This window comes from Chelatococcus asaccharovorans, from assembly GCF_003201475.1.
Taxonomy (GTDB): domain Bacteria; phylum Pseudomonadota; class Alphaproteobacteria; order Rhizobiales; family Beijerinckiaceae; genus Chelatococcus; species Chelatococcus asaccharovorans.
Genome location: NZ_QJJK01000009.1, coordinates 143,376 through 166,617 on the forward strand (window position 1 = coordinate 143,376; position 23,242 = coordinate 166,617).

A 23,242-nucleotide genomic window follows, 5' to 3' on the forward strand; every position below is an offset into this window, starting at 1 on the left:
TGAAGAAGGGCCGTATGCTACCTCAAAAAGGAAATCTTGCGTCGGCGTAAAGCGTTCTATCGCCGCCGACGTCCTCCCTTCTTCACCTTGGCCGTGCCGGCCCAGTCGGCGACGGCGCGCGGCTTGAATTCCTCGGCGCCGAGCGGAATTTCACGGTTGTGCGGCCCCATTTCATCGAGGGTCGGCTTGCGGGCGCGCGTCACCGGCCCTGCCTCGTCGCCGGCCGTGTCGCGCGGGGACGGAGGCTCGTTGGCTTTCGTGCCGTATTTGCGCGAGCCGGCAAAGCGTCCGGCCTTGGCCTCCACATCCGCCTGGCGGGCCAGCGGGTCGTCGGCGATGGCAAGCTCGGTCGCCTGCAGCCGCTTGATCTCGTCGCGCAGGCGCGCGGCCGTCTCGAATTCCAGATTGGCAGCGGCCTCGCGCATGCGCTTCTCGAGGTCGGCCATGACGGCCTTGAGATTGTGGCCGACGCTTGCCGCCTCTTTCGGCAGCAGGCCGGCATCCACCTTGACGTGATCGCGCTCGTAGACCGAGTCCAGAATGTCGCCGATGTTCTTCTTGATGGATTGCGGCGTGATGCCGTGTTCAGCGTTATAGGCAAGCTGCTTGTCGCGGCGCCGGCTGGTCTCGGCCATCGCCCGCTCGAGGCTGCCGGTGACGTTATCGGCGTAGCAGATGACGCGGCCGTCGACGTTGCGCGCGGCGCGGCCGATGGTCTGGATCAGCGAGGTCTCCGAGCGCAGAAAGCCTTCCTTGTCCGCGTCAAGGATCGCGACGAGGGCGCATTCCGGAATGTCGAGACCCTCGCGCAGGAGGTTGATGCCGACCAGCACGTCGAAGGCGCCGAGCCGCAGGTCACGGATGATCTCGATGCGCTCGATGGTGTCGATGTCCGAATGCATGTAGCGCACGCGCACGCCATGCTCGTGGAGATATTCGGTCAGATCTTCCGCCATGCGCTTGGTCAGCACCGTGACGAGCGAGCGATAGCCCTGGCCTGCGACCGCCTTGACTTCGCCGAGCAGGTCATCGACCTGCGTGCGGGCCGGGCGGATGTCCACGGGCGGATCGACGAGGCCGGTCGGCCGGATGACCTGCTCGACGAAGACGCCGCCGGTCCGCTCCATTTCCCACGAGCCGGGCGTGGCCGACACATGCACCGTCTGCGGACGCATCGCGTCCCATTCCTCGAAGCGCAGAGGCCGGTTGTCCATGCAGGACGGCAGGCGGAAGCCGTATTCCGCCAGCGTCGCCTTGCGGCGGAAGTCGCCGCGATACATGCCGCCGATCTGCGGCACGGTCACATGGCTCTCGTCGGTGAAGACGAGCGCGTTGTCCGGCAGATATTCGAACAGCGTCGGCGGCGGCTCGCCGGGCCGCCGGCCGGTGAGATAGCGCGAGTAGTTCTCGATGCCGGCGCAGGAGCCGGTCGCCTCCATCATTTCAAGGTCGAAGGTCGTGCGCTGCTCCAGCCGCTGGGCCTCGAGCAGGCGGCCCATGCGGTGCAGCTCGTCGAGCCGCCATTTCAGCTCTTCCTTGATGCCCTTGATGGACTGGATGAGCGTCGGACGTGGCGTCACATAGTGCGAATTGGCGTAGACCTTGACGAAGCCGAGATCGGCCGTCTTGCTGCCGGTCAAGGGATCGAACTCGACGATGGATTCCACCTCGTCGCCGAACAGCGAGACCCGCCAGGCGCGATCCTCATAGTGGGCCGGGAAAATCTCGATCACGTCACCGCGCACGCGGAAGGTGCCGCGCCCGAAATCGCCGCCCGTACGCTTGTATTGCAGCGCCACGAGATCGGCGATGAGTTGCCGCTGCTCGATGGTCTCGCCAACCTTCACGGAGAAGGTCATGGCGGTATAGGTCTCGACCGAGCCGATACCATAGATGCAGGACACCGAGGCCACGATGATGACGTCGTCGCGCTCAAGCAAGGCGCGTGTCGCGGCGTGGCGCATACGGTCGATCTGTTCGTTGATCGACGATTCCTTCTCGATATAGGTGTCCGACCGCGGCACATAGGCCTCGGGTTGATAGTAATCATAGTAGGATACGAAATATTCGACGGCGTTATCCGGGAAGAAACTCCTGAACTCGCCATAGAGCTGGGCGGCCAAGGTCTTGTTTGGCGCCAGGATGAGCGCCGGGCGCTGGGTTTCCGCGATCACCTTGGCCATGGTGAAGGTCTTGCCCGAGCCGGTGACGCCGAGCAGCACCTGGTCGGTTTCCTGGCGGCGGATACCGTCGACAAGCTCGACGATGGCGGCGGGCTGGTCGCCGGCCGGCTCAAAATCCGACTGCATGCGGAAGGCGACGCCGCCCTCCGACTTCTCCGGCCGCTCGGGCCGGTGTGGCGTCCACAGTTTGCCGTGCTTGAACAGCGGGTTCCCGCTCTCCAGCAGGGCGGAGAGGGCGGCGACCGTCGCGGAGACGCCGGAGCCGCCGTCCGGATCGCTCAGCGGCGGGAGCGCTGCGGATTTCTTTCCGCCCGGGCCCTTGCTTCCCGCTGGGCCCTTGCTCCCGGGTCGCTCAGGCTTGGCGGGCTTGGTGGCGGGCTTGGCGGCGACGGAGCCCGCGCCTGGAGACCAGGCGACGCCCGTATCGAAACGCGCCTGCGGCGCCTCGCCGAAACCGCGGCGTTCGTCGCCCGCGTCGGACGCGGCTCCGCCTGGGCCGGCGCGACCTTTGTTGATCGCCGGATTCAAGAGATCCGCGAGAAAGGGGTCAAGGGGCTGGACGTTGGGTTTCGCAGCCTTGGAACGGGGCGTTTTGGGAGCCATGGCCCCAATATGGGCCGACTCCCCCGTCGAGAAAAGGCCGCAGATGTGTTCTGCGGCGCTTTCCCGAGGTTGCGCGTACGGACGTGTTGCTGCGAGCGGTGCGCGCTCTGCAAAATCTAGATGCCGCTGAAGAGGACACCGACAACAAGCAGGACGAATCCGACAAGGAGCGTCTCGAAGCCGTGGCCGGAGAAGAACGGAATCGGAAAAATGCCGTATGTCACGAGTATCGCAATGATTGCCAGTATGAGCGCAATACCAAACACAATCTTTGACGGTGCCGTCAGCGAAAAGTTGCCTGAACTTGCCATCGAAGCTCTCCCGCAAAGGGGGGTGGGCCGTGCCCAGCGCGCGAGACATACGGTCGGCAAAACGCACCGCCGCCGTCCAACGCGATGGAAACGTAATTATAGGAGAGACTTAGACCCTGAGCGTGGCAGTTGCTGCCGATCGACGGGCGCGCTGTCGTGGCGCGCGTCACCTGCGCGAATGACCCGCCTCGCCTCAGCCCCTGAGGTTGCATGCGCGGCCTGCTGCGGGTATCCGGGATTGACGATTAAAATCCGAAGTATTATCGGGTTTTGGGAGCTTGGCCGTCCTTCAACCGTTGCCGGGCCGCATGCGAGGAGACGTCGTCATGGCAGATCGAGGCCCGTTGAGCGGCTATCGTGTCGTCGAGTTCGGCAGCAATCTCACGGCACCCCTGGCGACGATGCTGATGGGCGACCAGGGGGCGGATGTCATCAAGGTGGAAGCCCCGGCCGGCGATCAGCTGCGCGGCTCCGGCGAGAGCCGCTCCGATGTTTCCGGAATGGGGACGATGTTCCTCAATGCCAACCGCAACAAGCGGTCCATCGTTCTCGACTTGAAAAGCGAAGCCGATCGGGCCGCGGCCATCAAGATCGCCGCGGCATCCGACGTCGTCGTCCAGAATTTTCGCCCTGGAGTCATCGATCGGCTTGGGCTCGGCTACGAGGCGCTACGCGCGATCCGCGATGATATCATTTATGTGTCGATCGACGGGTTGGGCCGCACCGGGCCGGCTGCAGGACGGCGGGTCTACGACATCGTCGTCCAGGGCATCGCGGGTTTTGCCGGCATCCAGGCCGACCCCCTGACACGCACGCCCGATGTCGTCCGCAACGCGGTGACCGATAAGATCGCGGCGCTGTCCGTCTTCCAGGCCGTGACGGCGGCACTGCTCGTCCGTGAGCGTACCGGCAAGGGGCAGCATGTTGAGGTGAGCATGCTGAATGCGGCACTGTCCTTCCTATGGCCCGAAACGATGGGCCGGGCGACGCTTATCGGCGATGGCGTCAAGCCGGGCGGCTCGGTGTCGGGGACCCGCTATTGTTTCCCGACAGCCGACGGGTCCATTATTCTCGGCTTCGTCACGGCCAGCGAATTTGCCGCCGTCTGCGCGGTGCTGGAATGTCCACATCTTCTTGCCGAGCCGGATTTCGCGACACTTGGCCAGCGCTTCGTCAATGCCGCTCGTCTGAACGCGGAGATCGGCGCCATCCTGCTGACGCGCACGACGGCTGAGTGGCTTGCGCGCCTCGACGCGGTCGATGCGGTCTATGCGCCGGTCAACTGGCCCGAGGACATCATCACGGACCCCCAGATCGCGGCGACCGGTATCCTTGAGGTTCACGATCATCCGGTCGTCGGTCGCTACCGGCAGCCTGCGCATCCCGCGCGCTTCTCCGAGACGCCCGCTGGCCTTCATCGGCATGCGCCTGTGCTTGGGGCAGATGGCGCGGAGATCCTCGCGGAGGTCGGGCTTCCCACGCAGGGAGCGGGACAATGAAGGCCTGGATGCTGAGGCGCTTCGAGAAGCCTTTCGCGCTCGAGATCGCGGAGGTGCCGCGACCCGAGCCGGGGCCGGGCGAAATACTGATCCGCAACCACGCCGCGGGCCTCGCCTTTGGCGAGATGCTGATTTTCGACGGCACCTATCAGAAGCTTCCGCCTCTGCCCTATATCCCCTCCAACGAATGCGCCGGCACCGTCGAACGCTGCGGAGACGGCGTGACGGCTTTCGCGCCCGGCGATCGCGTCATGGTGTTTGCGGCGGACATGAGGGGCGGCGCCCTGGCCGAATACTGTGTGATGCCGCAGTCCTTCGTGTTTCCCTGCCCGGAGCGGTTGAGCTTCGCCGACGGTGCGACCGCATTGATGAACTACTGGACGTCCTACAACGCCTTGGTGCGGCGCGGCCATCTCAAGGCTGGTGAGACGCTCGTCGTCCATGGCGCCACCGGGGGCGTCGGCTCGACAGCGGTTGAGATCGGCAAGCTGATCGGAGCAACGGTGATCGCGACCGGCGGCAGCGACGAGCGGCTGGCGCAAGTCGTGGGGGCAGATCACGTCGTCAACTCCAATCGCGAGCCATTGCGCGAGCGACTTCTCGAACTGACGCAGGGCAGGGGCGCCGATGTCTTCTATGACCCGGTTGGCGGCGATGTCTTCGACGCGTCGATGCGGGCCATCGCGGTTGGCGGGCGCATTCTTGTCGTCGGTTTCACTTCCGGACGTCCAGCAACCCCGCGAACCAACGTGATGCTTGTCAAGATGATCTCGGTGATCGGTGTTGAAGCGCGGCGCGCCTTGCTCGAGACCGGCGAAGAAGGGTGGTCTGACTTCCACGCGATGCGCGACTGGATCGACAGCGGGCGGCTCAATCCACGGGCGGGCCATGTCTATTCTTTCGCGGACGCGCGGCAGGCCTATGACGCGCTTCTGGCGCGCAAGCACAGTGGCAAATGCGTGGTGGAGATCCCGCAGAGGTGATCCGCAAAGTGGGTGTCTCACGCGCGGCGGGGCTTTGACGAGCGCCGACGATGATCCAGCATTGTGTTCCTGGCTATGGCGCTGCTAACCATGGGCGAGGCGCGACGATGGCGTCTTGCCTTGTCTGCAGCGACCCAGCAGCCCCGGGGATTCTCTATGCATTGTAATATTTGCGGCGGCACGGCCTTCCTCGACATGCCGAAGCGTCCATTGGCGCGCTGTGCGGACTGCGGCTCGCTGGAGCGTACGCGCATGGCCGCCCTGCATATCAAGGCGCTCGGCCTTGCCGACGGGGCGCATATTCTCCACTTCGCGCCGGAGCGCGGGCTCGCGAGGCTTTTGCAGGGTATAGGCGGCGAGAACTATCGCGCGGTCGACATCGCACCGGAGGCCTATGCGGATGTGGGGGTGCCGGTCGGCGCCTTTGACCTGTGCCGCGACGGTTTCCACCTGAAACCGGCCACCTTCGACCTCATTGTCCACAATCACGTGCTCGAGCACATCGCCTGCAACTACACGGTGGTACTGACACAGCTCGCGCGGTCGCTGAAGCCCGATGGCGTGATGCTGTTTTCGGTTCCAATCGTCGGGGACGACTATTGGGAGGAGATGACCCGGCCCGAGACGATCAATCCCGAGCGATTCGGCGACTACGGCCATCGCCGTCATTTCGGCCGGGCCTTCATCGCCGATACGCTGGGCATGCTCTTCCATTTGGACACCACCTATGACGCCACCCGGAATTTTCCGGCCGACGTCCTGCGCGACGCCAATATCCCGGAGCGGTTGTGGCACGGGTTCAGCGGCGCAAGCATTTTTGCCGTGCGGCGTGGTGACTTGCGCATCTGACCGGCCCGTTCTGCCAAGCGAGAGCCTGACGGTTCGCGGTTGGATTACAATCGCGAGATGACAAAAAGTTCATGTTTCCGACATCCGCGGGTAATGGGGTGTAACGGCAACATGCCTGTCATGAGCATGGCGGCAGGTCCGGGTCCAGGCATTTTGAATCACGCCGCCCGTGCGCATCGCAGGCATCGTCTCGTCTGGACTGTGCCTGAGCAATACTGTTCTCGGACAGGATAGACTGTGCCGTTACAGTGAATGGCGCGGTCCTGTCCGTGACGTACCCTCTTGCGGCACGGGAGAAGGGCGCATGGCAAGCGAACGGGACACGCGGCTGGCTGTCTTTGCGGTCAACCGTTTCGGGCTTGGCGTGAAAGCTGACGGCATCGGCGGGATTGCCGATGACATCCGCGAAAGACTGCGTGAGGAGGTGCGCACCGGGCTGAGCGCCGGCACCGCAGTCCCCCAGGGCGGCAATACGGGGCTTGAGACGAGTGCGGCCCTGTTCCGGGCCTGGCGTGAGCGGGAGGATTTCCTGCGCGTCGCGCGGATGCCGGTGCGGCCGGATCCCGGCCAGCCGCCGACGCCACAGCCCGGCACCCCCGGCCTGCGGGTGGGCGGCATGGAGCCCAACAAGCCGGTCGGGCCGATGCGGGTGCCGGGCAGCACCATCCCGCAAGCCACCTTCCTGACGGAGGCGGCCGCCCGCATGGGTTTCGGGCTGGGCCCCGACATCGGCTTCGTCGAGCGGCTGGTGCTCTTCTGGTCCAACCATTTCGCGATCGCGACGTCGAAGGGCGGGCAGGTGAAGACGCTGGCGGGCGCCTTCGAGCGCGAGGCCATCCGCCCTTATGTGCTGGGCCGTTTCTCCGACATGCTGCTGGCGGTCGAGACCCACCCCGCCATGCTGATGTATCTCGACAACCAGCAGTCCGTCGGTCCGCAGTCGCAGGCCGGACAAAAGCAGCGCCGGGGGCTCAACGAGAACCTGGCGCGCGAGATCCTGGAGCTCCACACGATGGGCGTGGGCTCCGGCTATAGCCAGGCGGACGTGACCAGTCTGGCGCGCACGATCACGGGCTGGACGGTGGCCTATAACGACACACCCAACCGGGTGCAGGGACGCTTCATCTTCAGCGCCTATCAGCATGAGCCGGGCGACCACAGCGTGCTCGGCACCAGCTATCGCACGGGTGGGGCGGTGCAGGGCCAGATGGCGCTGCTCGACCTCGCCCGCCACCCCGCGACCGCCCATCATATCGCCCGCAAGCTGGCGCGCCATTTCACGGCCGACACTCCGGACCCGAAGCTGGTCGGCCGGCTGGAGCGGGCCTTCATCGACACCGACGGCGATCTCGCGGCGGTGTCGCTGACGCTGCTCGAGGCGCCGGAGGCCTGGCGCGAGGATACGCGGAAGCCGCGCCTGCCTTATGAATTCCTGATCGCGGGCCTGCGCGCGACAGGTCGCTCCGGACTGGACAGGCCGAACGCGGTCAATCCGCTCCTCTCGGCCCTCAACGCCATGGGGCAGGGGCTGTGGGATCCCTCCGGTCCGAACGGTTTCCCCGATACCGCCGGTGCGTGGATTTCCGCCGAGGGCATGACGTCGCGCCTGGAGACGGCGGCGATGCTCGGCCGGCAGGCACCGGGCGCGCGGAACCCGAATGACGTGCTGGCCAACGTGCTCGGGCCGCGCGCCTCCCGGGAAACCCGTGTTGCGGTTTCCCGGGCCGACAGTCGCGAACAGGGCCTCGCCCTGTTGTTCATGGCGCCGGAGTTTCAGTGGCGCTGACGTCATCGATGTCGTGACGGCGCCCTGACGCCGCTTCTTCCGAAAGGGCCTGCGATGAGCGAACTCTGCGAAACCATCACCCCGTCACGTCGCGCCATCCTGGGCACGGCAGGCGCCCTGTTCGGCTGGTCGTTCATGCCGCGCTTCGCCTATGCCGCCGGCGGCCGCGATGTCCGGTTCGTCTGTATCGTCCTGCGCGGGGCGATGGATGGCCTGGCCGCCGTGGCGCCGATCGGCGATCCGGATTACGTCGGATTGCACGGCGATCTCGCGCTTGAGCGCGGTGGGCCCAATCCCGCGATCCCGCTCGACGGGTTCTTCGCCCTCCACCCTGCCATGCCGCATTTCGCGCGGCTCTATGGCAAGGGACAGGCCGCCGTCGTCCATGCCGTCGCGACGGGCTACCGCGACCGCTCGCATTTCGATGGGCAGGACGTACTGGAGAGTGGGCAGGCCGGTGTCGGGCGCACGGACAGCGGCTGGCTCAACCGGTTGGTCGCCGCCTTGCCGGAAGGCGAAGCGGTCGCCCGCCGCGGCTGCCTCGGCGTCGGCGCGGTGGCGCCGCTTGTCGTTCGCGGTGCCGCGCCTGTGCTCGGCTGGGCGCCGCCGAGCCTGCCGCCTGCCGGCGACGATCTGGCGCGCCGGCTCATGGACCTCTACGGCCAGACCGATCCGGTGCTCGCACAGGCCCTGATGCGCGGCGTCGATACCGAGCGGCTGGCCTTGGCCAGCGCTGGCCCGAACGGGAAGATGGCAGGCCGGCGCGGCGGCCCCGACACGCCGCAGGGGATGCGCCAGATCGCCGAAGGCGCTGCCCGCCTCCTGGCGGCGGACGATGGACCGCGGATTGCGGCCATGGCCTTCGAGGGCTGGGACACCCATGCGCGCGAAGGTGGCGCGACCGGCCGGCTGGCGCAACTGCTCGGCGGGCTCGACGGCGCCATTCAAGCGCTGGAGACGGGGCTCGGTCCGCGCTGGTCCGACACCGTGGTGATGGTCGTCACCGAATTCGGCCGTACGGCACGGATCAACGGCACCGAGGGCACCGACCACGGCACCGGGACGGTGTCGTTCCTCGCAGGCGGCGCGATCAAGGGGGGACGTGTGATCGCCGACTGGCCCGGCCTGAAGGACGCCGACCTTTATGAAGGCCGCGACCTCAGCGCAACGACGGACTTGCGCGCCGTCACGAAGGGTTTGCTCACGGACCTCTTCGGCGTCTCGGCCGCGGCTCTCGGGCGGGATGTCTTTCCCGACAGTGGCCTCGTCCGGCCGATGTCCGGCTTGATCGTCTGAATCCGGAAATTCGCTCAAGCTATTGATTTAGAACATCTATTCATGATCCGCGCAAGTCCGCGGCAGACGGACTTGCGCGATTTCCCGGCGCTCAGCATCGCCTCGCGCCATTCATCGCCGGAATGCGCCGGGACGTGCATAACCATCCATTCACCATACGGGCGCTGCGCCGTGGAAGGTCCGCCCGCGATCTTGCATTGAATGGTGCGTTGTGTTGCACTGCAGCATCGGCAGTGCTTGATCGCGGTGGCGGTCCGGCAGCAGGTGCGCGGTCGCACCTTGGCCCGTCTGCGTCGCTGCTAGATGCTGGATAGATTCGAGTTCGTCCTGCGCGGTGCCTGGCGGTTCTGCAGCTATGGGCGGCTGGGTGAAACGGTCGACGCTTGTGGGCTGCAAGGAAGGGGCCCGCGCCTCGGCGTGAGTGATGTGAGAGGTTGACCAGCCATGCGACGATTTCGCGTTCTCAGCCGATCGCGTGCCGCGGTTGCCATCATCGGTGTGCTGGGTAGTCTTGCCGCTGGCGATGCCGGCGCGCAATCCCCGGGCGCACAGGTCTCGCATGAGCCGGGTGGCCGCACGCCTGATGCTCCTGCGGAGGGGCGCACGCCCGAACGTCTGTCCTCACTCGATCTCGCGACGTTCAAGGGCATTACCCTGGACGATTTCGAACTTCCCTCCCAATGCTTCGCCGCGGAAGGCGATCTCGGTTCGGGCGCCGATGGTTCTGCGGGCGGTGACCTGGCTGAAGCGGGCGGCGCGGCAGTAACGGATGAGAACGGCTTCTTCGACGCAAGTCAGCTGGCCAGCATCCAAATGCCCAATCTCGCGAGCCTGACGCCCTATCGGTTGTCTGCGGGGCAGCGGGCACTCCGCCCGGAATGGCGCGTTGCGCCGATCGCCCGGGGCGTGACCACGACGGCCCGCTCTACCGGCACAATCGCGCTCCCTGGTATTCCACAGCCGTCCGAGCGGGCGCTGGGGGTGTCGGTTGGCGCTGGTGGCAATATCACCTTCTCGACGGAGGTCGCGAGCGATAGCGGCGCATGGCGGCAGGACGATGCGCGGTGGGGGTGGACATTGCAGCGGCAGGCGGCCGAGACCGCGCGCGGCTTCGTCTGGGGCGGCACGGCCGCGGGCCGTATCGACGCGCAGGGGGGACGGAACCAGGATATGGACCTGCGTCTGGGCTATCGTCGCGGGTCGAGTGATGGCGATTGGATGCTGACGCCCCAGGTGGTGGTGTCATCATCCTATCAGCCCGCTGCCAGCGACCGTTGGGGGGCGACGGTGAAACCCGGCGTGGCCGCCGTGGCCCGCGTTTTTGGCTCTGACAAGGACTGGGTGAGCGCGAAGGTCGATACACGCGTCGGCTATTCCATTCCGGTGGCGGCGAATGCAACCGGCCATCTCGACGCCTCGGCGATGCTGCGCCTGACGTTCCGTGGGCTGCAGTAGTCAACCTTCTCGATGCAACGCCGCTATGAACCGGCATGCGATGGTCAAGGACCGGCAAAGCTCTATTGTGGGGGCCTCGCTTCAATTTTTCCGAGCGTTCAATGCCCCAGTTGCTAGCCCAGCCCTCCATGGCTGCCCTCGTGCCGATCGTTCTCCTCATCTTCTCCAATGTGTTCATGACCGTCGCCTGGTACGGTCATCTCAATTACAAATCGGCCCCCCTGTGGGTGGTTGTGCTTGTCAGCTGGGGCATAGCCTTCTTTGAATATTGCCTGGCCGTGCCGGCCAACCGCTTCGGTTCCGCTGTCTATTCGGCCGCCCAGCTCAAGACGATTCAGGAGGTCATTACGCTGATCGTCTTCGCGGGGTTCTCGGTCACCGTGCTCAAGCAGCCGCTCACCCTCAACCATGGCATCGGCTTTGCGCTGATCGCGCTCGGCGCGTCGTTTATCTTCAAGAGCCCGCCGGGATGAGCCGCAGAAGCCGCCCATTGCTCTCGTCGGTCAGAAGATAGAGGAGGCCGTCCGGCCCCTGGCGGACATCGCGGATGCGCGCCCCCATGTCCGTGAGGAGGCGTTCTTCGCGGATCACGCGGTCGCCCTGAAGCTGCAGCCTGACCAGCATCTGGCCGGCGAGCGCCCCGGTGAACAGGCTGTTCTGCCAGCCGGGATAGCGATTGCCGGTATAGAAGACCATTCCGGAGGGCGCGATCGACGGATCCCAGTAGAAGACGGGCTGTTCCATGCCCTTCTGCGTCGTGCCCGCGCCGATTTTCGCGCCGGAATAGTGGGTGCCATAGCCGATGACCGGCCAGCCGTAATTTGCGCCTTTCCTGGAGATGTTGATCTCGTCCCCGCCGCGGGCGCCGTGCTCGATGGTCCACAGGACGTTGGTGCGGGGATTGATGGCGGCGGACTGCGGGTTGCGGTGGCCGTAGGTCCAGATGTCCGGCTTGGCGCCGCTGCGGCCGACGAAAGGATTGTCGGCGGGAATGCTACCGTCGCGGTTGATCCGCACCACCTTGCCGAGATGGTTGTCGAGATCCTGCGCCTTGTCCCGGAGATCGAAGCGTTCGCCCAAGGTTACGAAGAGCGTACCGTCCGGCGCGAAGGCAAGGCGCGAGCCGAAGTGGTTGTTGCCGGAATAGCCGGGCTGCTGGCGGAAGATCACCTGGACGTCGGTGAGGCGCGCGGCGCGTTCATCCAGCGTCCCGCGGGCGACGGCGGTGCCGCCGAGACCGCCTTCCCGCGGCTCGGCATAGGATAGATAGATCAGGCGATTCGTCGCGAAATCGGGGTCGAGTGCGACATCGAGCAAGCCGCCCTGTCCACGTGCCCTGACCTCCGGGACGCCGGATATAGCCGTAGCGTTACCATTGCCGATGAGGCGCAGCCGGCCGGCGCGTTCGGTCACCAGCATGCGGCCGTCCGGCAGGAAGGCCAGGCTCCAGGGATGGTCAAGATCCCGCGCCACGGTCTCGACCGTCAGGCGGCCGAACTGCTGCCGCTCCGGCGAAGACTGTGCGATCGACGGGGCATTCGAAAGGATTGTCGCGCCTAGAAAGGCCAAAGCGGACAGGACCACGCGCATCAGATCTTCTCCCGGTCACGGCGTCGAGACGCTCGCATACAAGCGTAAGGGGAGAGATCTATTTAGGGATCCCGGTTCGGCCGGCATCCGGGATCAACATTTTGCGAGGGGCAGTGGAGATGTTGGCCTGCAGTTCAGACGAGGCCGGCTTGCCGGCCCTCACGTCCTTACGATACGCGCGTCACGGCCCCCTCAGGAGCGCGCACGGTATCTGTCGAGGCGATGTGATTGATGGCTGTCACGGCAAGCGTCGCCACCGTCAAAACCACGACAAGCATCAAGGACATCTTGAACTGGCGCGCCACTTCCACGCGTGACATGGCACCAACCGTATTCTTCGCCTTACGGATATCCGACATGCGGATAGGATCACTGAGACGCATCGTGAGCTCCTTTGAGCCCTTGTGAAACTGACCGGACATTAGATCCATCCGCAACCATCGGCCGTGCGATGGCACACAATGGCAGATGCTGTTCGGCCTTGCTTGTCAAAGTGAACGGTGGGGTTAATGGAAAGTTCCCTGAATCGTCTCCGTCCTGCTTGCAACAGCTTGCGCGGCGGCCAGCGGCGGACTAGTGTCCGGCGCCTTTTCACGGATCTTTGAAGGAGTGCAGGTCCATGGCCTTTCTTGCCGATGCTCTGTCGCGCATCAAGCCGTCCGCTACCATCATGCTGACGCAGAAAGCCCGCGACCTGAAAGCCACCGGCCGCGACGTGATTTCTTTGTCCGTCGGCGAGCCTGACTTCGATACACCCGACAATATCAAGGAAGCGGCGATCGCCGCTATCCGCCGCGGCGAGACGAAGTACACGCCCGTCCCGGGTATTCTGCCGCTGCGTGAGGCCATCACGCGCAAGTTCAAGCGCGAGAACGAACTCGACTACAAGCCTTCGCAGGTTATTGTCGGCACCGGCGGCAAGCATGTCATCTATAACGCCTTCCTCTCGACATTGAATCCGGGCGACGAGGTCGTCATTCCGGCGCCTTACTGGGTGAGCTACCCGGAAATCGTACTGCTGTGCGGCGGCACACCCGTACCGGTGCTTACGACGATCGAGAACAACTTCAAACTGCAGGCTGCAGACCTTGAGCGTGTGCTGACGCCAAAGACCAAGTGGGTTCTTTTGAATTCGCCGTCCAACCCGTCGGGCGCCGCCTATAGCCATGAGGAAATGAAAGCGATCACCGATGTGCTCGTCCGTCATCCGCATGTCTGGGTCCTGACCGACGACATGTACGAGCACCTCGTCTATGGCGACTTCAAATTCGTGACGCCGGCGCAGGTGGAACCGTCGCTCTACGAGCGCACGCTCACCATGAACGGCGTGTCGAAGGCCTATGCCATGACCGGCTGGCGTATCGGCTATGCGGCCGGGCCCGAGCATCTCATCCGCGCCATGGACATGGTCCAGGGCCAGCAGACCTCGGGGGCCTGCTCGATTGCCCAGTGGGCCGCTGTCGAGGCGCTGGACGGCCCGCAGGATCATCTCGGTGTGTTCCGCAAAGCCTTCGAGGAGCGCCGGGCGCTTGTCGTATCCATGCTCAACCAGGCGCGCGGACTAAACTGCCCGATGCCCGAAGGGGCCTTTTATGTCTATCCATCCTGCGCTCCGCTGATGGGCAAGACCGCGCCATCGGGCAAGGTGATCGAGACCGACGAAGATTTCGTCATGGAACTTTTGGCGACCGAAGGCGTCGCTGCGGTGCACGGCTCCTCGTTCGGCCTCGGCCCGAACCTGCGCATCAGCTACGCCACCTCGATCGACAAGCTCGAGGATGCCTGCGCGCGAATCCAGCGCTTCTGCGCGGAACTGCGCTGATAGTTTCACAGCCGGCGGTGGGAACTGCCGGCTGCTTCCCATGGTTGGGGAAGCGTTTGAAGACGCACATCTGTTGCGCCTTGCAGAGGAGCCCTTCGCGGAAGGGCCCCTCGCGGTAGAACCTCGGCAGTAGAACCTTGGCAGGAGAGCCCCATGACATTCGGTAGCGTCACACGAAAGACCTTTGCGCGTGCCCTCGGTATTGCGTCCGTTGGCGCTCTTCTGGCGTCCGCGCCCCTGCTTGTGGCCTCGGCGGAGGCTCAGAGCACCAGCAACACGCGTGTTGGCCGGCTGACCTGTTCCGTATCCGGCGGCCCGGGTTTCATCATCACATCGTCCAAAGCCCTAAATTGCGTGTTCCGTGGCAATGCCGGCAAGCGTGATTACTATGCGGGCACGATCCGCAAATTCGGTCTCGACATCGGCGCCACCACGGAAGGCACCCTGATCTGGGACGTGTTCTCCACCGGTGGCCGCACGGCGCGCGGCATGCTCGCCGGCACCTACGCCGGCGTCTCGGGCGAGGCAACGGTTGGCGGCGGCGTGGGGGCCAATGTGCTCGTCGGCGGATCGCGCCGCTCCATCAGCCTGCAGCCGCTGTCCATCCAGGGCCAGCAAGGCTTCAATCTTGCCCTCGGGGTTGCCGATCTTCAGCTCCATAGCGTCCGCTGACAGGCTGAAGTCGATTTTACCAGCCATCGGAGTGGCCGCGCATTCTCGCCGCGAGTCAACGGCGAGAATGCCCGGATCGTCGCCCGGCCCGGCTGTGCGGGCCGGAGCCCTTGTCCGCTGCCCGCTCACAGCGTCGCGCCAACGCAGCGCTTGATTCTCACGCCCTTTAGCGAGACCATTGCCATTCTGGGCCGGAAAGAGCCCGCGAGAATGGCGATCCGCTTGGGCGCTTTTCCGCACCTTGGACCACCATTCTCACACCCACGCGCGTTCGGCGAGACGCGGGCCGCGCTGGGACCAGGCACGACTGTCGGGGCAACGGGCTCCCGGCAGAGACTGGGCTGGAGAGGAGAATGCCATGGGAGATCAAGGCGGGAGAGTATCTGCTGGGCCACGATGCATTGCCATCGTGGGGCCCCAGCAGAGCGGTAAGACAACGTTGTTGGAAGCGCTTCTGGCACGCGCCGGCGCGCTCGATCGCCAGGGCCGCGTTGCCGACGGCAACACGGTCGGCGATGCCAGTCCGGAGGCCCGCGCCCATCTGATGAGCGTGGAAGCGAATGTCGCTTCGCTCGAATATCTCGGCGAGAGCTATACGTTCATCGATTGCCCCGGCTCTTTTGAATTCCGCCATGACATGGGTGCAGTGCTGCCGGCCTGTGACGCTGCGATCGTCGTTTGCGAGGCGGATGTCCGCAAGCTGCATGCCCTTGAGGTCGTCCTGCGCGAGCTTGAAGATGCAGGCATTCCCCGCCTCATCTTTCTCAACAAGGTCGATGCCTCGTCGCTGGAGGTGAGGGACGCCCTCAGTCTCCTGCAGGCCGCATCGCGCACCCCGCTCCTCATGCGGCAGATTCCGATCTGGAACGACGGCATTGCGGTCGGATTCATCGACCTCGCGCTCGAGCGGGCCTTCATCTACCGCGAACATGCCGCAAGCGAGGTGGTCGATCTGCCGGAGGCGGAGCTTCCCGCCGAGAAGGAGGCGCGCTTCTCCATGCTGGAGAAGCTCGCGGACTACGACGACACGCTGATGGAAGCCTTGCTCGAGGAGATCGAGCCGCCGCGTGACCGCGTCTTCGACGATCTCACGCGCGAGTTGCGGGAGCAGCATGTCGTGCCGGTGCTCATCGGCGCGGGCGAACGCGGCAACGGCGTCACGCGCCTGCTCAAGGCGCTGCGCCACGAGGTGCCGGGTGTTGCGGATACGGCGCGACGCCTCGGTGTCGCGCCGGAGGGACCGGCGCTGGCCCAGGTGATGAAGACGACGCATCTGCCGCAAGGGGGCAAGCTTTCACTGGTCAGGATACTGCGCGGCAGCCTGGCCGAGGGCGATAGCGTGACGGGGTCCGGCGGCAGCGAGGCGCGCATCGCCGGTATCCTGCGGCAGAACGGTGCGGCGACCACGCGGCAGCAGACGGCAGGCCTCGGCGACACGGTCGCCCTGGCACGGCTCGAAGGTATCGCGACGGGCGAAACACTCGCCGCGGGGCGGACGGCGCCCGAGCCGCTGGTGAGGCTCACGGCGGCGCAGCCCGTCTATGCCTGTGCTTTGGTGACGACAGACCGCAAGGATGACGTGCGCCTGACGGCCGCGCTCGCCAAGCTGGTCGAGGCCGATCCGTCGCTTGTCGTCGAGCACCAGCCGGAGCTTGGAGAACTGCGGCTGGCAGGGCAGGGCGAGATGCACCTGCGCGTGGCGCTGGAACGCCTGGCCAATCGCTACGGCGTGCAGGTTGCCGTGCGCAGGCCGCAAGTGGCTTACCGCGAAACCATCCGCACGATGGCCTCCGCGCGCGGCCGGCACAAGAAGCAGTCAGGTGGCCACGGCCAGTACGGCGACGTCGTCATCGATATCGCGCCGCTCACGCGCGGCGAAGGCATGATCTTCACGGATATGATCAGTGGCGGGGTCATCCCGCGGCAATATATATCCTCGGTGGAAGCCGGTGTACGCGAGGCGACGGGCAAGGGGCCGCTCGGCTTCCCTGTCGTCGACGTCGAGGTGACGCTCAAGGACGGCTCCTATCATACGGTCGATTCCTCGGACATGGCCTTCCGCGCCGCGGCGCGGCTCGCGCTCGCCGACGCCCTGCCGAAGGCCAGTCCGGTCCTGCTGGAGCCCGTGCTCGGCGTGGAACTCGCGGTGCCCTCCGAGGTCATGGTGAAGATCACTGGCCTGATCTCGGCGCGGCGTGGGCAGATCCTCGGTTATGACAGGCGGCCGGGCTGGGAGGGCTGGGACACGGTGAAGGCCCATATTCCGGAAGCCGAGATCGGCGACATGATCGTCGAGTTGCGCTCGGCGACCCAGGGGGTCGGCACATTCTCGGCAAGCTTCGATCATTTCGCGGAGCTGACCGGCAAGGCGGCGGATCTCGTCGCGCAGCAGGCTGCCCACGGTTGATGGCGGGGCGCAAGTCTGGATAACGACCCAAGCCGACGGCGCCACGCGGCCCGGCGCGGCGATGGCGCTCTTCGCTGGGCCTTGGGGGAGGGCGCTGGGGGAAGGGTCATGGCCCATTGAGAAGACCAGCGGACGTTCTGATGCCGCCAGCCACGCCCGCTGCTTTATCTCCTTGTTCAAACACCGAATTTGTCGGAAACCGTTTCACACTTGTCAGTGCCATGCTCTAGTCTGTCGGTGGGCGCCCGACGGCGGCACGCACGATTAAGAGCGGAAAGGCAAGGGATGGCGCGCGAGGAGAGGGCAGGCGAGACGCATCTCGCCGCGGATGATTCGGCTCCCTGGTTCTCCGCCTATCCAGCCTCCGTCCCCCATGCGATCGAGCCGCAGGGCACGCTGGCGGACCTGTTCAGCACGGCGATCGCCCGGTTCGACCATCGCCCGGCCTTCAAGAGCTTCGGTGCCACCCTGAGCTATCGGGCGCTCGGCCAGGCGGCTGATAAGGTCACCGCGTGGCTGCAGGCGCAGGGTTTCGTGAAGGGCGATCGGATCGCCATCATGATGCCGAATGTGCTGGCCTTTCCCGCGGTGATGATCGGTGCCATCCGCGGCGGCTACACGGTGGTCAACGTCAATCCGCTCTACACCGCCACCGAATTGACGCACCAACTCCAGGACGCGGGTGCCCGCGCGCTGTTCGTCCTGGAAAATTTCGCCGGCACAGTCGCCACGGCGCGACAGGATCTCGGCCTCGATGCGATCGTCGTCGTCGCGCCGGGGGATCTCATGGGGTGGCAGGGGCATCTGGTCAATGCCGTATCGCGGCATGTGAAGCGGGCAGTGCCGCCTTTCGCATTGCCGGGGCATCACCGCTTCAGCGCCATCATGGCCGGCCCTACCGGACGGCCGGCGCCGGTCAGCATTGCCGGCGAGGATGTCGCCTTCCTGCAATATACGGGTGGGACCACGGGAATTCCGAAGGGTGCGATGCTCACGCATCGCAACATCGTCGCCAATGTCGCGCAGATCCGCGCCTGGGTTGGCGCCTGGGTGCCGGACGACATGGAAGGCCAGGTGATGGTCACGGCTTTGCCGCTCTATCACATCTTCTCGCTGACGGCCTGTTGCATCAGCCGCTTCGTCTGCGGTGCCTGCTCGCTGCTGATCGCCAATCCCCGCGATATCGCGGGGCTGGTGAAGACCCTCCGGACGGAACGCTTCACCATGCTGTGCGGGGTCAACACCCTGTTCAATGCCATACTGAACCATCCCGGCGCGAAGGCGATCGACTTCTCGCGGCTTGCCTTCTGTGTCTCGGGGGGCATGGCGACCCAGGCGGCGGTGGCGGAGCGCTGGAAAGCGCTGACGGGCCAGCCCATCATCGAGGGCTATGGCCTGTCGGAGACTTCGCCGGTGGTGTCCGTCAATCGTCTCGATATCGAGGCGTTCACGGGCACGATCGGTTATCCCCTGCCGTCGACCGTCGTGGTCATTCGCGCCTCCGGCGGACAGGACAATCTGCCGATCGGCAGTGTTGGTGAACTCTGCGTGCGCGGACCCCAGGTCATGGCCGGCTACTGGCGCCATCCCGATGCCACGGCCGCGGTGATGACGGCCGATGGCTTCTTCCGCACCGGTGATCTTGCCGTGATGGAAGCTGATGGCGCGTTGCGCATTGTCGACCGCATCAAGGACATGGTGATCGTCTCGGGCTTCAACGTCTATCCGACCGAGGTGGAGGATGTGCTGGTGCGCCATCCGAAAGTCCTGGAGGCTGCCGTAATCGGGCTTCCGGATGCGCAATCGGGCGAGATGGTCGCTGCCTATATCGTCCCGCGCGATCCGAGCCTGACGGAGGACGACATCCGGACCTTTGCCCGCCAGTCGCTCACGCCCTACAAGATGCCCCGGCGCATCACCTTCTGCGACAGCCTGCCGAAATCGAATGTGGGCAAGGTGTTGCGCCGCGTCCTTCGCGAGGCGGTGCTCAACGGGCATCCGCCGGCCGGAAGCACCTGAACGTGATTTGCGCTTCGCCTGTGACAGGCGCTTTCTCTGGCGGATCAGATCAACGTTTCCAACAATGGGGCCGTGTATGTTCGTGAGAGCAAAACGTGGCTGGGAAATCCCTGAAAGAGAAGCCGCGGACGAGGCGATATTCCTCAATCGCCGGGCGTTCATGGCCGGTAGCGGGGCCCTGGTGCTTGCAGGGGGCGGGCCCGCGCTCGCCGCCGACAGCCCTTATCCGGCCGCCCGCAACGATCTCTACAAGCTCACCCAGCCGGTTACGCCCGAAAGCGACAACACGAACTACAACAATTTCTACGAGTTCGGCTTTTCCAAGCGCGTGGCATCCGCCGCGGAGGCGCTGCCGACCTCGCCCTGGACCGTGAAGATCGACGGCCTTGTGGAGAAGCCGTTCGAGATCGCCTTCGAAGACCTCTTGCGGCGTGTCAGCCTTGAGGAGCGGCTCTATCGGCATCGCTGCGTGGAGGCCTGGTCGATGGCCGTGCCGTGGACGGGCTTTCCGATGCGCGCGCTTGTCGACATGGCGCGGCCGCTTGGTTCGGCCAAATACGTGGTGATGAAGACCTTTCTCAACCCGAAGGTCGCGCCCGCGCAGAAACAGACCTGGTACCCCTGGCCCTACACCGAAGGTCTCACCATCGCCGAGGCCACCAACGATCTCGCCTTCATGGTCACGGGCGCCTACGGGAAGCCGCTCCCGAAGGTGATGGGTGCACCGCTGAGGCTGGCAACCCCCTGGAAATACGGGTTCAAATCGATCAAGTCGATCGTTGCGATTTCCTTTTCCGAGAAGCGTCCGGTCAGCTACTGGGAGAGCCTGCAGGCCTCGGAATACGGCTTCTGGGCCAATGTGAATCCGGCTGTCGCCCATCCCCGATGGAGCCAGGCGCGCGAGGAGGTGCTGGGAACAGGGGAATACCGGCCGACCGTGATCTACAACGGCTACGGCGAGTTCGTGGCTGATATGTACAAGGGCCTGGAAGGCGAGCGCCTCTTCATGTGAAGAAGCTGGAGTGGGTAACCTGAAGGTCAATCCAACTCCGTGACAGGCGCTGGTGGCCAATGCCGATCCCCCAAAGAAAAGGAGCCGGATTTCCACTAGGGAAATCCGGCCCGAGTTAATGTCTGACCGAAGTCAGAACACTTCCAGAGGGGAACGGCCGAAAACAAGCTCTACGCCGGGAGGTGGTGCGGAGCCCAACGTCTTCAGCCATGATCAATATGCTCGATTTTCTGCCTTTTTGCAATGCAACATGCGACATGACTGCTATGCAGTTGCCGCATATTTAGTCGACAGCCGCGGCTAACCGTAAGAGCGATGCGGGTTTCACAGCAGTGGCGCGACGAAAAATATAGGAAAATGAGATTATTAAGACGCCTATAGGACCGGCGCTTTACCGCGGTAACGACGCGTTAACCTTGTTTGAGAAATTTGATCAAGGCGTCGCATCGGCGTCATTTAACGCTAAAAGCCCCACGAAATTGGGCTGCAAACATTCAAATGCCCTATCTTGATCGTGTTTGCCTGCCAGTTTGCCTGCCTTAGCGCGTGGAGAATCAGCCGGCAGTGATTCGCAAATGGCGCCGAGCTCCATTCAAACCCTGCATGAATTGCCGGGCTTCCTCCGTCGCCATGTCCTCAGTGGCCTTTGCACTGCAACCTGCCGATTTTCTGGGCAGGCCCAGGCGGCCTCCAGCCTCTCGTGCGGGCCGTTATCGATCGGACGCTGTTCGCTGAAAAAAGAGGGCGATGCGCCCCCGTCTCTGCAGTGCGGATGAGCCTGTCGCCGTCAGTAGGTCCAGCGCTGGGCCTTGCTGATCAGGAAGTCGCGGAAGACCTGCACGCGCGCCACGTTCTTCATTTCCTCGGGGAAGACGAGATAGCTGTCGAGCGACGGCATCTCGACGTCCGTCAGGATCTGCACGAGGCCAAGCCCCGGCTCGACGAGATAGTCGGGCAGCACGGCGATCCCGGCGCCCTTTTCCGTCGCCTTCTTCAGCGCGGTGATATTGTTGACCACGAGATGGTGGGCCCGCGGGTCCTTGACGTCGCGGCCGGCCGTTGCCAGCCAGTGGGCGGCGAGGAGATAATGCGGGATCGGGCCGCCGAACGTCAGAATGCGATGGCTGTCGAGATCGGCGAGCTTGTCGGGCTGGCCAAAGCGCTTGAGATATTCGGTTGATGCGTAGACGTGGAAATGCACGGTGAACAGCCGGCGTTGGATCAGGTCGCCCTGAACCGGCTGGCGCAGCCGGATCGCGACGTCGGCCTCGCGCATGGACAGGTCAAGTTCCTCGTCGGTGAGGATGAGCTCGACACGCACATCGGGATAAAGATCCAGGAACTCGCCGAGGCGCGGCGTGAGCCAATGCGAGCCCAATCCGAGCGTCGTGGTGACGCGCAAATTGCCCGATGGACGCTCCCGGGATTCGGCGAGGCGGGCCCGCGTCGAATCGAGCCGCATGGTCATGTCGCGCGCGGCGCGGAACAAAAGCTCGCCTTGCTCGGTCAGGATAAGGCCGCGGGCATGACGATGAAACAGGGGCGCTTTCAGCTCGCGCTCAAGAGCGCTGACCTGCCGGCTTACGGCAGACTGGCTGAGGCCGAGATCATCGCCGGCCCGGGTGAAACTCCCCGCCTCGGCAACTGTATAGAAGATACGAACTTTGTCCCAATCCACGGCCGCCCCCCGGGCGTTTCTTCGTTATCATCATCAATGCGTTGCCGATGGCCACGGTCATTCAGCGGCCCGGAGACCGGCGTCGCGCGTGACAAGCCAGCGCTCGGCCTCGAGCGCCGCCATGCAGCCGAGACCCGCCGCCGTGACAGCCTGCCGGAAGACCTCGTCCGTGACGTCGCCGGCGGCGAAGACGCCCGGAACGGAGGTCGCGGTTGAGCCAGGCACGGTGCGGATATAGCCCGATGGCGTCAGCTCGAGCTGTCCAACCACCAGTTCGCTCGCGGGCTTGTGGCCGATGGCAATGAAGACGCCGTCTGCCGGCAGTTCGCTGATTTCCCCGGTCACCACATTGCGCAGGTTGACGCCGGTTACGTTGAGAGGCGCTTCATTGCCGCGAATGTCGTGCAGCTCGCTGTTCCAGACCACGGAGATGCGCGGGTTCTCGAAAAGCCGCTGCTGCAGAATGCGCTCGGCGCGCAGGCTGTCGCGGCGATGGACGAGGGTGACCTTCGCGGCGATCTGGGCGAGGTAGAGCGCTTCCTCGACGGCCGTATTGCCGCCGCCGACAACGATGACCGACTTGTTGCGGAAGAAGAATCCGTCACAGGTGGCGCAGGCCGACACGCCGAAGCCCTGGAATTTCTGCTCGGAGGGCAGGCCGAGCCAGCGCGCCTGCGCACCGGTCGCGATGATGAGCGCCTCGGCCGAATAGGTGTCGCCGCCGTCGCCTTTGACCTGAAAGGGACGATGGCTCAGGTCTATCGACGCGATATGGTCGTTGATCAGCCTTGTGCCGACGTGCTCGGCCTGCAGGCGCATCTGCTCGACGAGCCAGGGTCCCTGGATCACGTCGGCAAAGCCGGGATAGTTCTCGACATCGGTGGTGATCGTGAGCTGTCCGCCCTGCTGCAGTCCCGTGACCAGTACCGGCTCAAGCATTGCTCGTGCTGCATAGATCGCAGCCGTATAGCCTGCCGGCCCGGAGCCGACGATCAAAACTTTACTGTGCGTGTGGCTCATGATCAGGTCCAGAACGCAGCAGCCATAAGCGCTGTCTGCGGGCGCGACCTCGAGGCC

The 23,242-nt window shown here is 64.8% G+C and carries 18 protein-coding genes; 12 read left to right on the top strand and 6 right to left on the bottom strand.

Going from position 1 to position 23,242, the window contains the following annotated elements:
- Positions 1–56: 56 nt before the first annotated feature.
- Positions 57–2,786 (bottom strand): excinuclease ABC subunit UvrB, encoded by a 2,730-nt coding sequence (gene uvrB, locus C7450_RS21490; protein ID WP_110376504.1) that lies wholly within the window; start codon positions 2,784–2,786, stop codon positions 57–59.
- A gap of 116 nt (positions 2,787–2,902) precedes the next feature.
- The gene (locus tag C7450_RS21495) at positions 2,903–3,097 is read right to left on the bottom strand and encodes a hypothetical protein (RefSeq protein ID WP_110376505.1); all 195 of its coding nucleotides are present in this window, start codon (positions 3,095–3,097) and stop codon (positions 2,903–2,905) included.
- A gap of 326 nt (positions 3,098–3,423) precedes the next feature.
- On the opposite strand from C7450_RS21495, the gene C7450_RS21500 reads away from it, so the two are divergent.
- From C7450_RS21500 to C7450_RS21530, 7 genes are all read left to right on the top strand, one after another.
- Positions 3,424–4,596: a CaiB/BaiF CoA transferase family protein gene (locus C7450_RS21500; RefSeq protein WP_170147356.1), complete on the top strand. Its 1,173-nt coding sequence runs from the start codon at positions 3,424–3,426 to the stop codon at positions 4,594–4,596.
- Entirely contained in the window at positions 4,593–5,579 is a 987-nt protein-coding gene (locus C7450_RS21505; RefSeq protein ID WP_110376507.1) for an NADPH:quinone oxidoreductase family protein, read from the top strand. Before C7450_RS21500 ends, C7450_RS21505 begins: the two co-directional genes overlap by 4 nt.
- Positions 5,580–5,735: 156 nt before the next feature.
- Positions 5,736–6,428 carry a class I SAM-dependent methyltransferase gene (locus C7450_RS21510; RefSeq protein WP_170147357.1) on the top strand — a complete coding sequence of 231 codons (693 nt, stop codon included), beginning with the start codon at positions 5,736–5,738 and terminating at the stop codon, positions 6,426–6,428.
- A 304-nt stretch (positions 6,429–6,732) separates the two neighbouring features.
- Positions 6,733–8,214: a DUF1800 domain-containing protein gene (locus tag C7450_RS21515; RefSeq protein WP_110376509.1), complete on the top strand. Its 1,482-nt coding sequence runs from the start codon at positions 6,733–6,735 to the stop codon at positions 8,212–8,214.
- A 54-nt stretch (positions 8,215–8,268) separates the two neighbouring features.
- Positions 8,269–9,510, top strand: a complete 1,242-nt coding sequence (locus C7450_RS21520; RefSeq protein WP_110376510.1) for a DUF1501 domain-containing protein — start codon at positions 8,269–8,271, stop codon at positions 9,508–9,510.
- A 444-nt stretch (positions 9,511–9,954) separates the two neighbouring features.
- A complete protein-coding gene (locus C7450_RS21525; RefSeq protein ID WP_110376511.1) occupies positions 9,955–10,965 on the top strand; it encodes a hypothetical protein in 1,011 nt (336 codons plus the stop codon).
- Between the two features lie 101 nt (positions 10,966–11,066).
- Positions 11,067–11,438: a DMT family protein gene (locus C7450_RS21530; RefSeq protein ID WP_110376512.1), complete on the top strand. Its 372-nt coding sequence runs from the start codon at positions 11,067–11,069 to the stop codon at positions 11,436–11,438.
- Here the strand turns inward: C7450_RS21530 and C7450_RS21535 are convergent.
- Both C7450_RS21535 and C7450_RS21540 read right to left on the bottom strand, forming a co-directional pair.
- Positions 11,419–12,555, bottom strand: coding sequence for a PQQ-dependent sugar dehydrogenase (locus C7450_RS21535; RefSeq protein WP_110376513.1), 1,137 nt, complete (start codon positions 12,553–12,555; stop codon positions 11,419–11,421). The two genes, C7450_RS21530 and C7450_RS21535, sit on opposite strands and share 20 nt — an antisense overlap.
- Positions 12,556–12,722: 167 nt before the next feature.
- Positions 12,723–12,938, bottom strand: a complete 216-nt coding sequence (locus C7450_RS21540; protein WP_146227436.1) for a hypothetical protein — start codon at positions 12,936–12,938, stop codon at positions 12,723–12,725.
- Positions 12,939–13,174: 236 nt separating this feature from the next.
- On the opposite strand from C7450_RS21540, the gene C7450_RS21545 reads away from it, so the two are divergent.
- The 5 genes from C7450_RS21545 (at position 13,175) to msrP (ending at position 20,487) form a co-directional block, all read left to right on the top strand.
- On the top strand, positions 13,175–14,377 hold the full coding sequence (locus tag C7450_RS21545; RefSeq protein WP_110376515.1) for a pyridoxal phosphate-dependent aminotransferase: 1,203 nt from the start codon (positions 13,175–13,177) through the stop codon (positions 14,375–14,377).
- Positions 14,378–14,530: 153 nt separating this feature from the next.
- A complete protein-coding gene (locus tag C7450_RS21550) occupies positions 14,531–15,049 on the top strand; it encodes a DUF992 domain-containing protein (protein WP_110376516.1) in 519 nt (172 codons plus the stop codon).
- A gap of 358 nt (positions 15,050–15,407) precedes the next feature.
- Positions 15,408–17,456 (top strand): elongation factor G, encoded by a 2,049-nt coding sequence (locus tag C7450_RS21555; RefSeq protein WP_110376517.1) that lies wholly within the window; start codon positions 15,408–15,410, stop codon positions 17,454–17,456.
- A gap of 285 nt (positions 17,457–17,741) precedes the next feature.
- Positions 17,742–19,475 carry an AMP-binding protein gene (locus C7450_RS21560; protein WP_110376518.1) on the top strand — a complete coding sequence of 578 codons (1,734 nt, stop codon included), beginning with the start codon at positions 17,742–17,744 and terminating at the stop codon, positions 19,473–19,475.
- Between the two features lie 76 nt (positions 19,476–19,551).
- A complete protein-coding gene (gene msrP / locus C7450_RS21565) occupies positions 19,552–20,487 on the top strand; it encodes a protein-methionine-sulfoxide reductase catalytic subunit MsrP (RefSeq protein WP_110376519.1) in 936 nt (311 codons plus the stop codon).
- Between the two features lie 787 nt (positions 20,488–21,274).
- On the opposite strand, the gene C7450_RS21570 is transcribed toward msrP, so the two are convergent.
- Positions 21,275–22,165: a LysR family transcriptional regulator gene (locus tag C7450_RS21570; protein WP_110376520.1), complete on the bottom strand. Its 891-nt coding sequence runs from the start codon at positions 22,163–22,165 to the stop codon at positions 21,275–21,277.
- Positions 22,166–22,222: 57 nt separating this feature from the next.
- Positions 22,223–23,188 carry a thioredoxin-disulfide reductase gene (gene trxB, locus C7450_RS21575; RefSeq protein WP_110376663.1) on the bottom strand — a complete coding sequence of 322 codons (966 nt, stop codon included), beginning with the start codon at positions 23,186–23,188 and terminating at the stop codon, positions 22,223–22,225.
- Between the last annotated feature and the right edge of the window lie 54 nt (positions 23,189–23,242).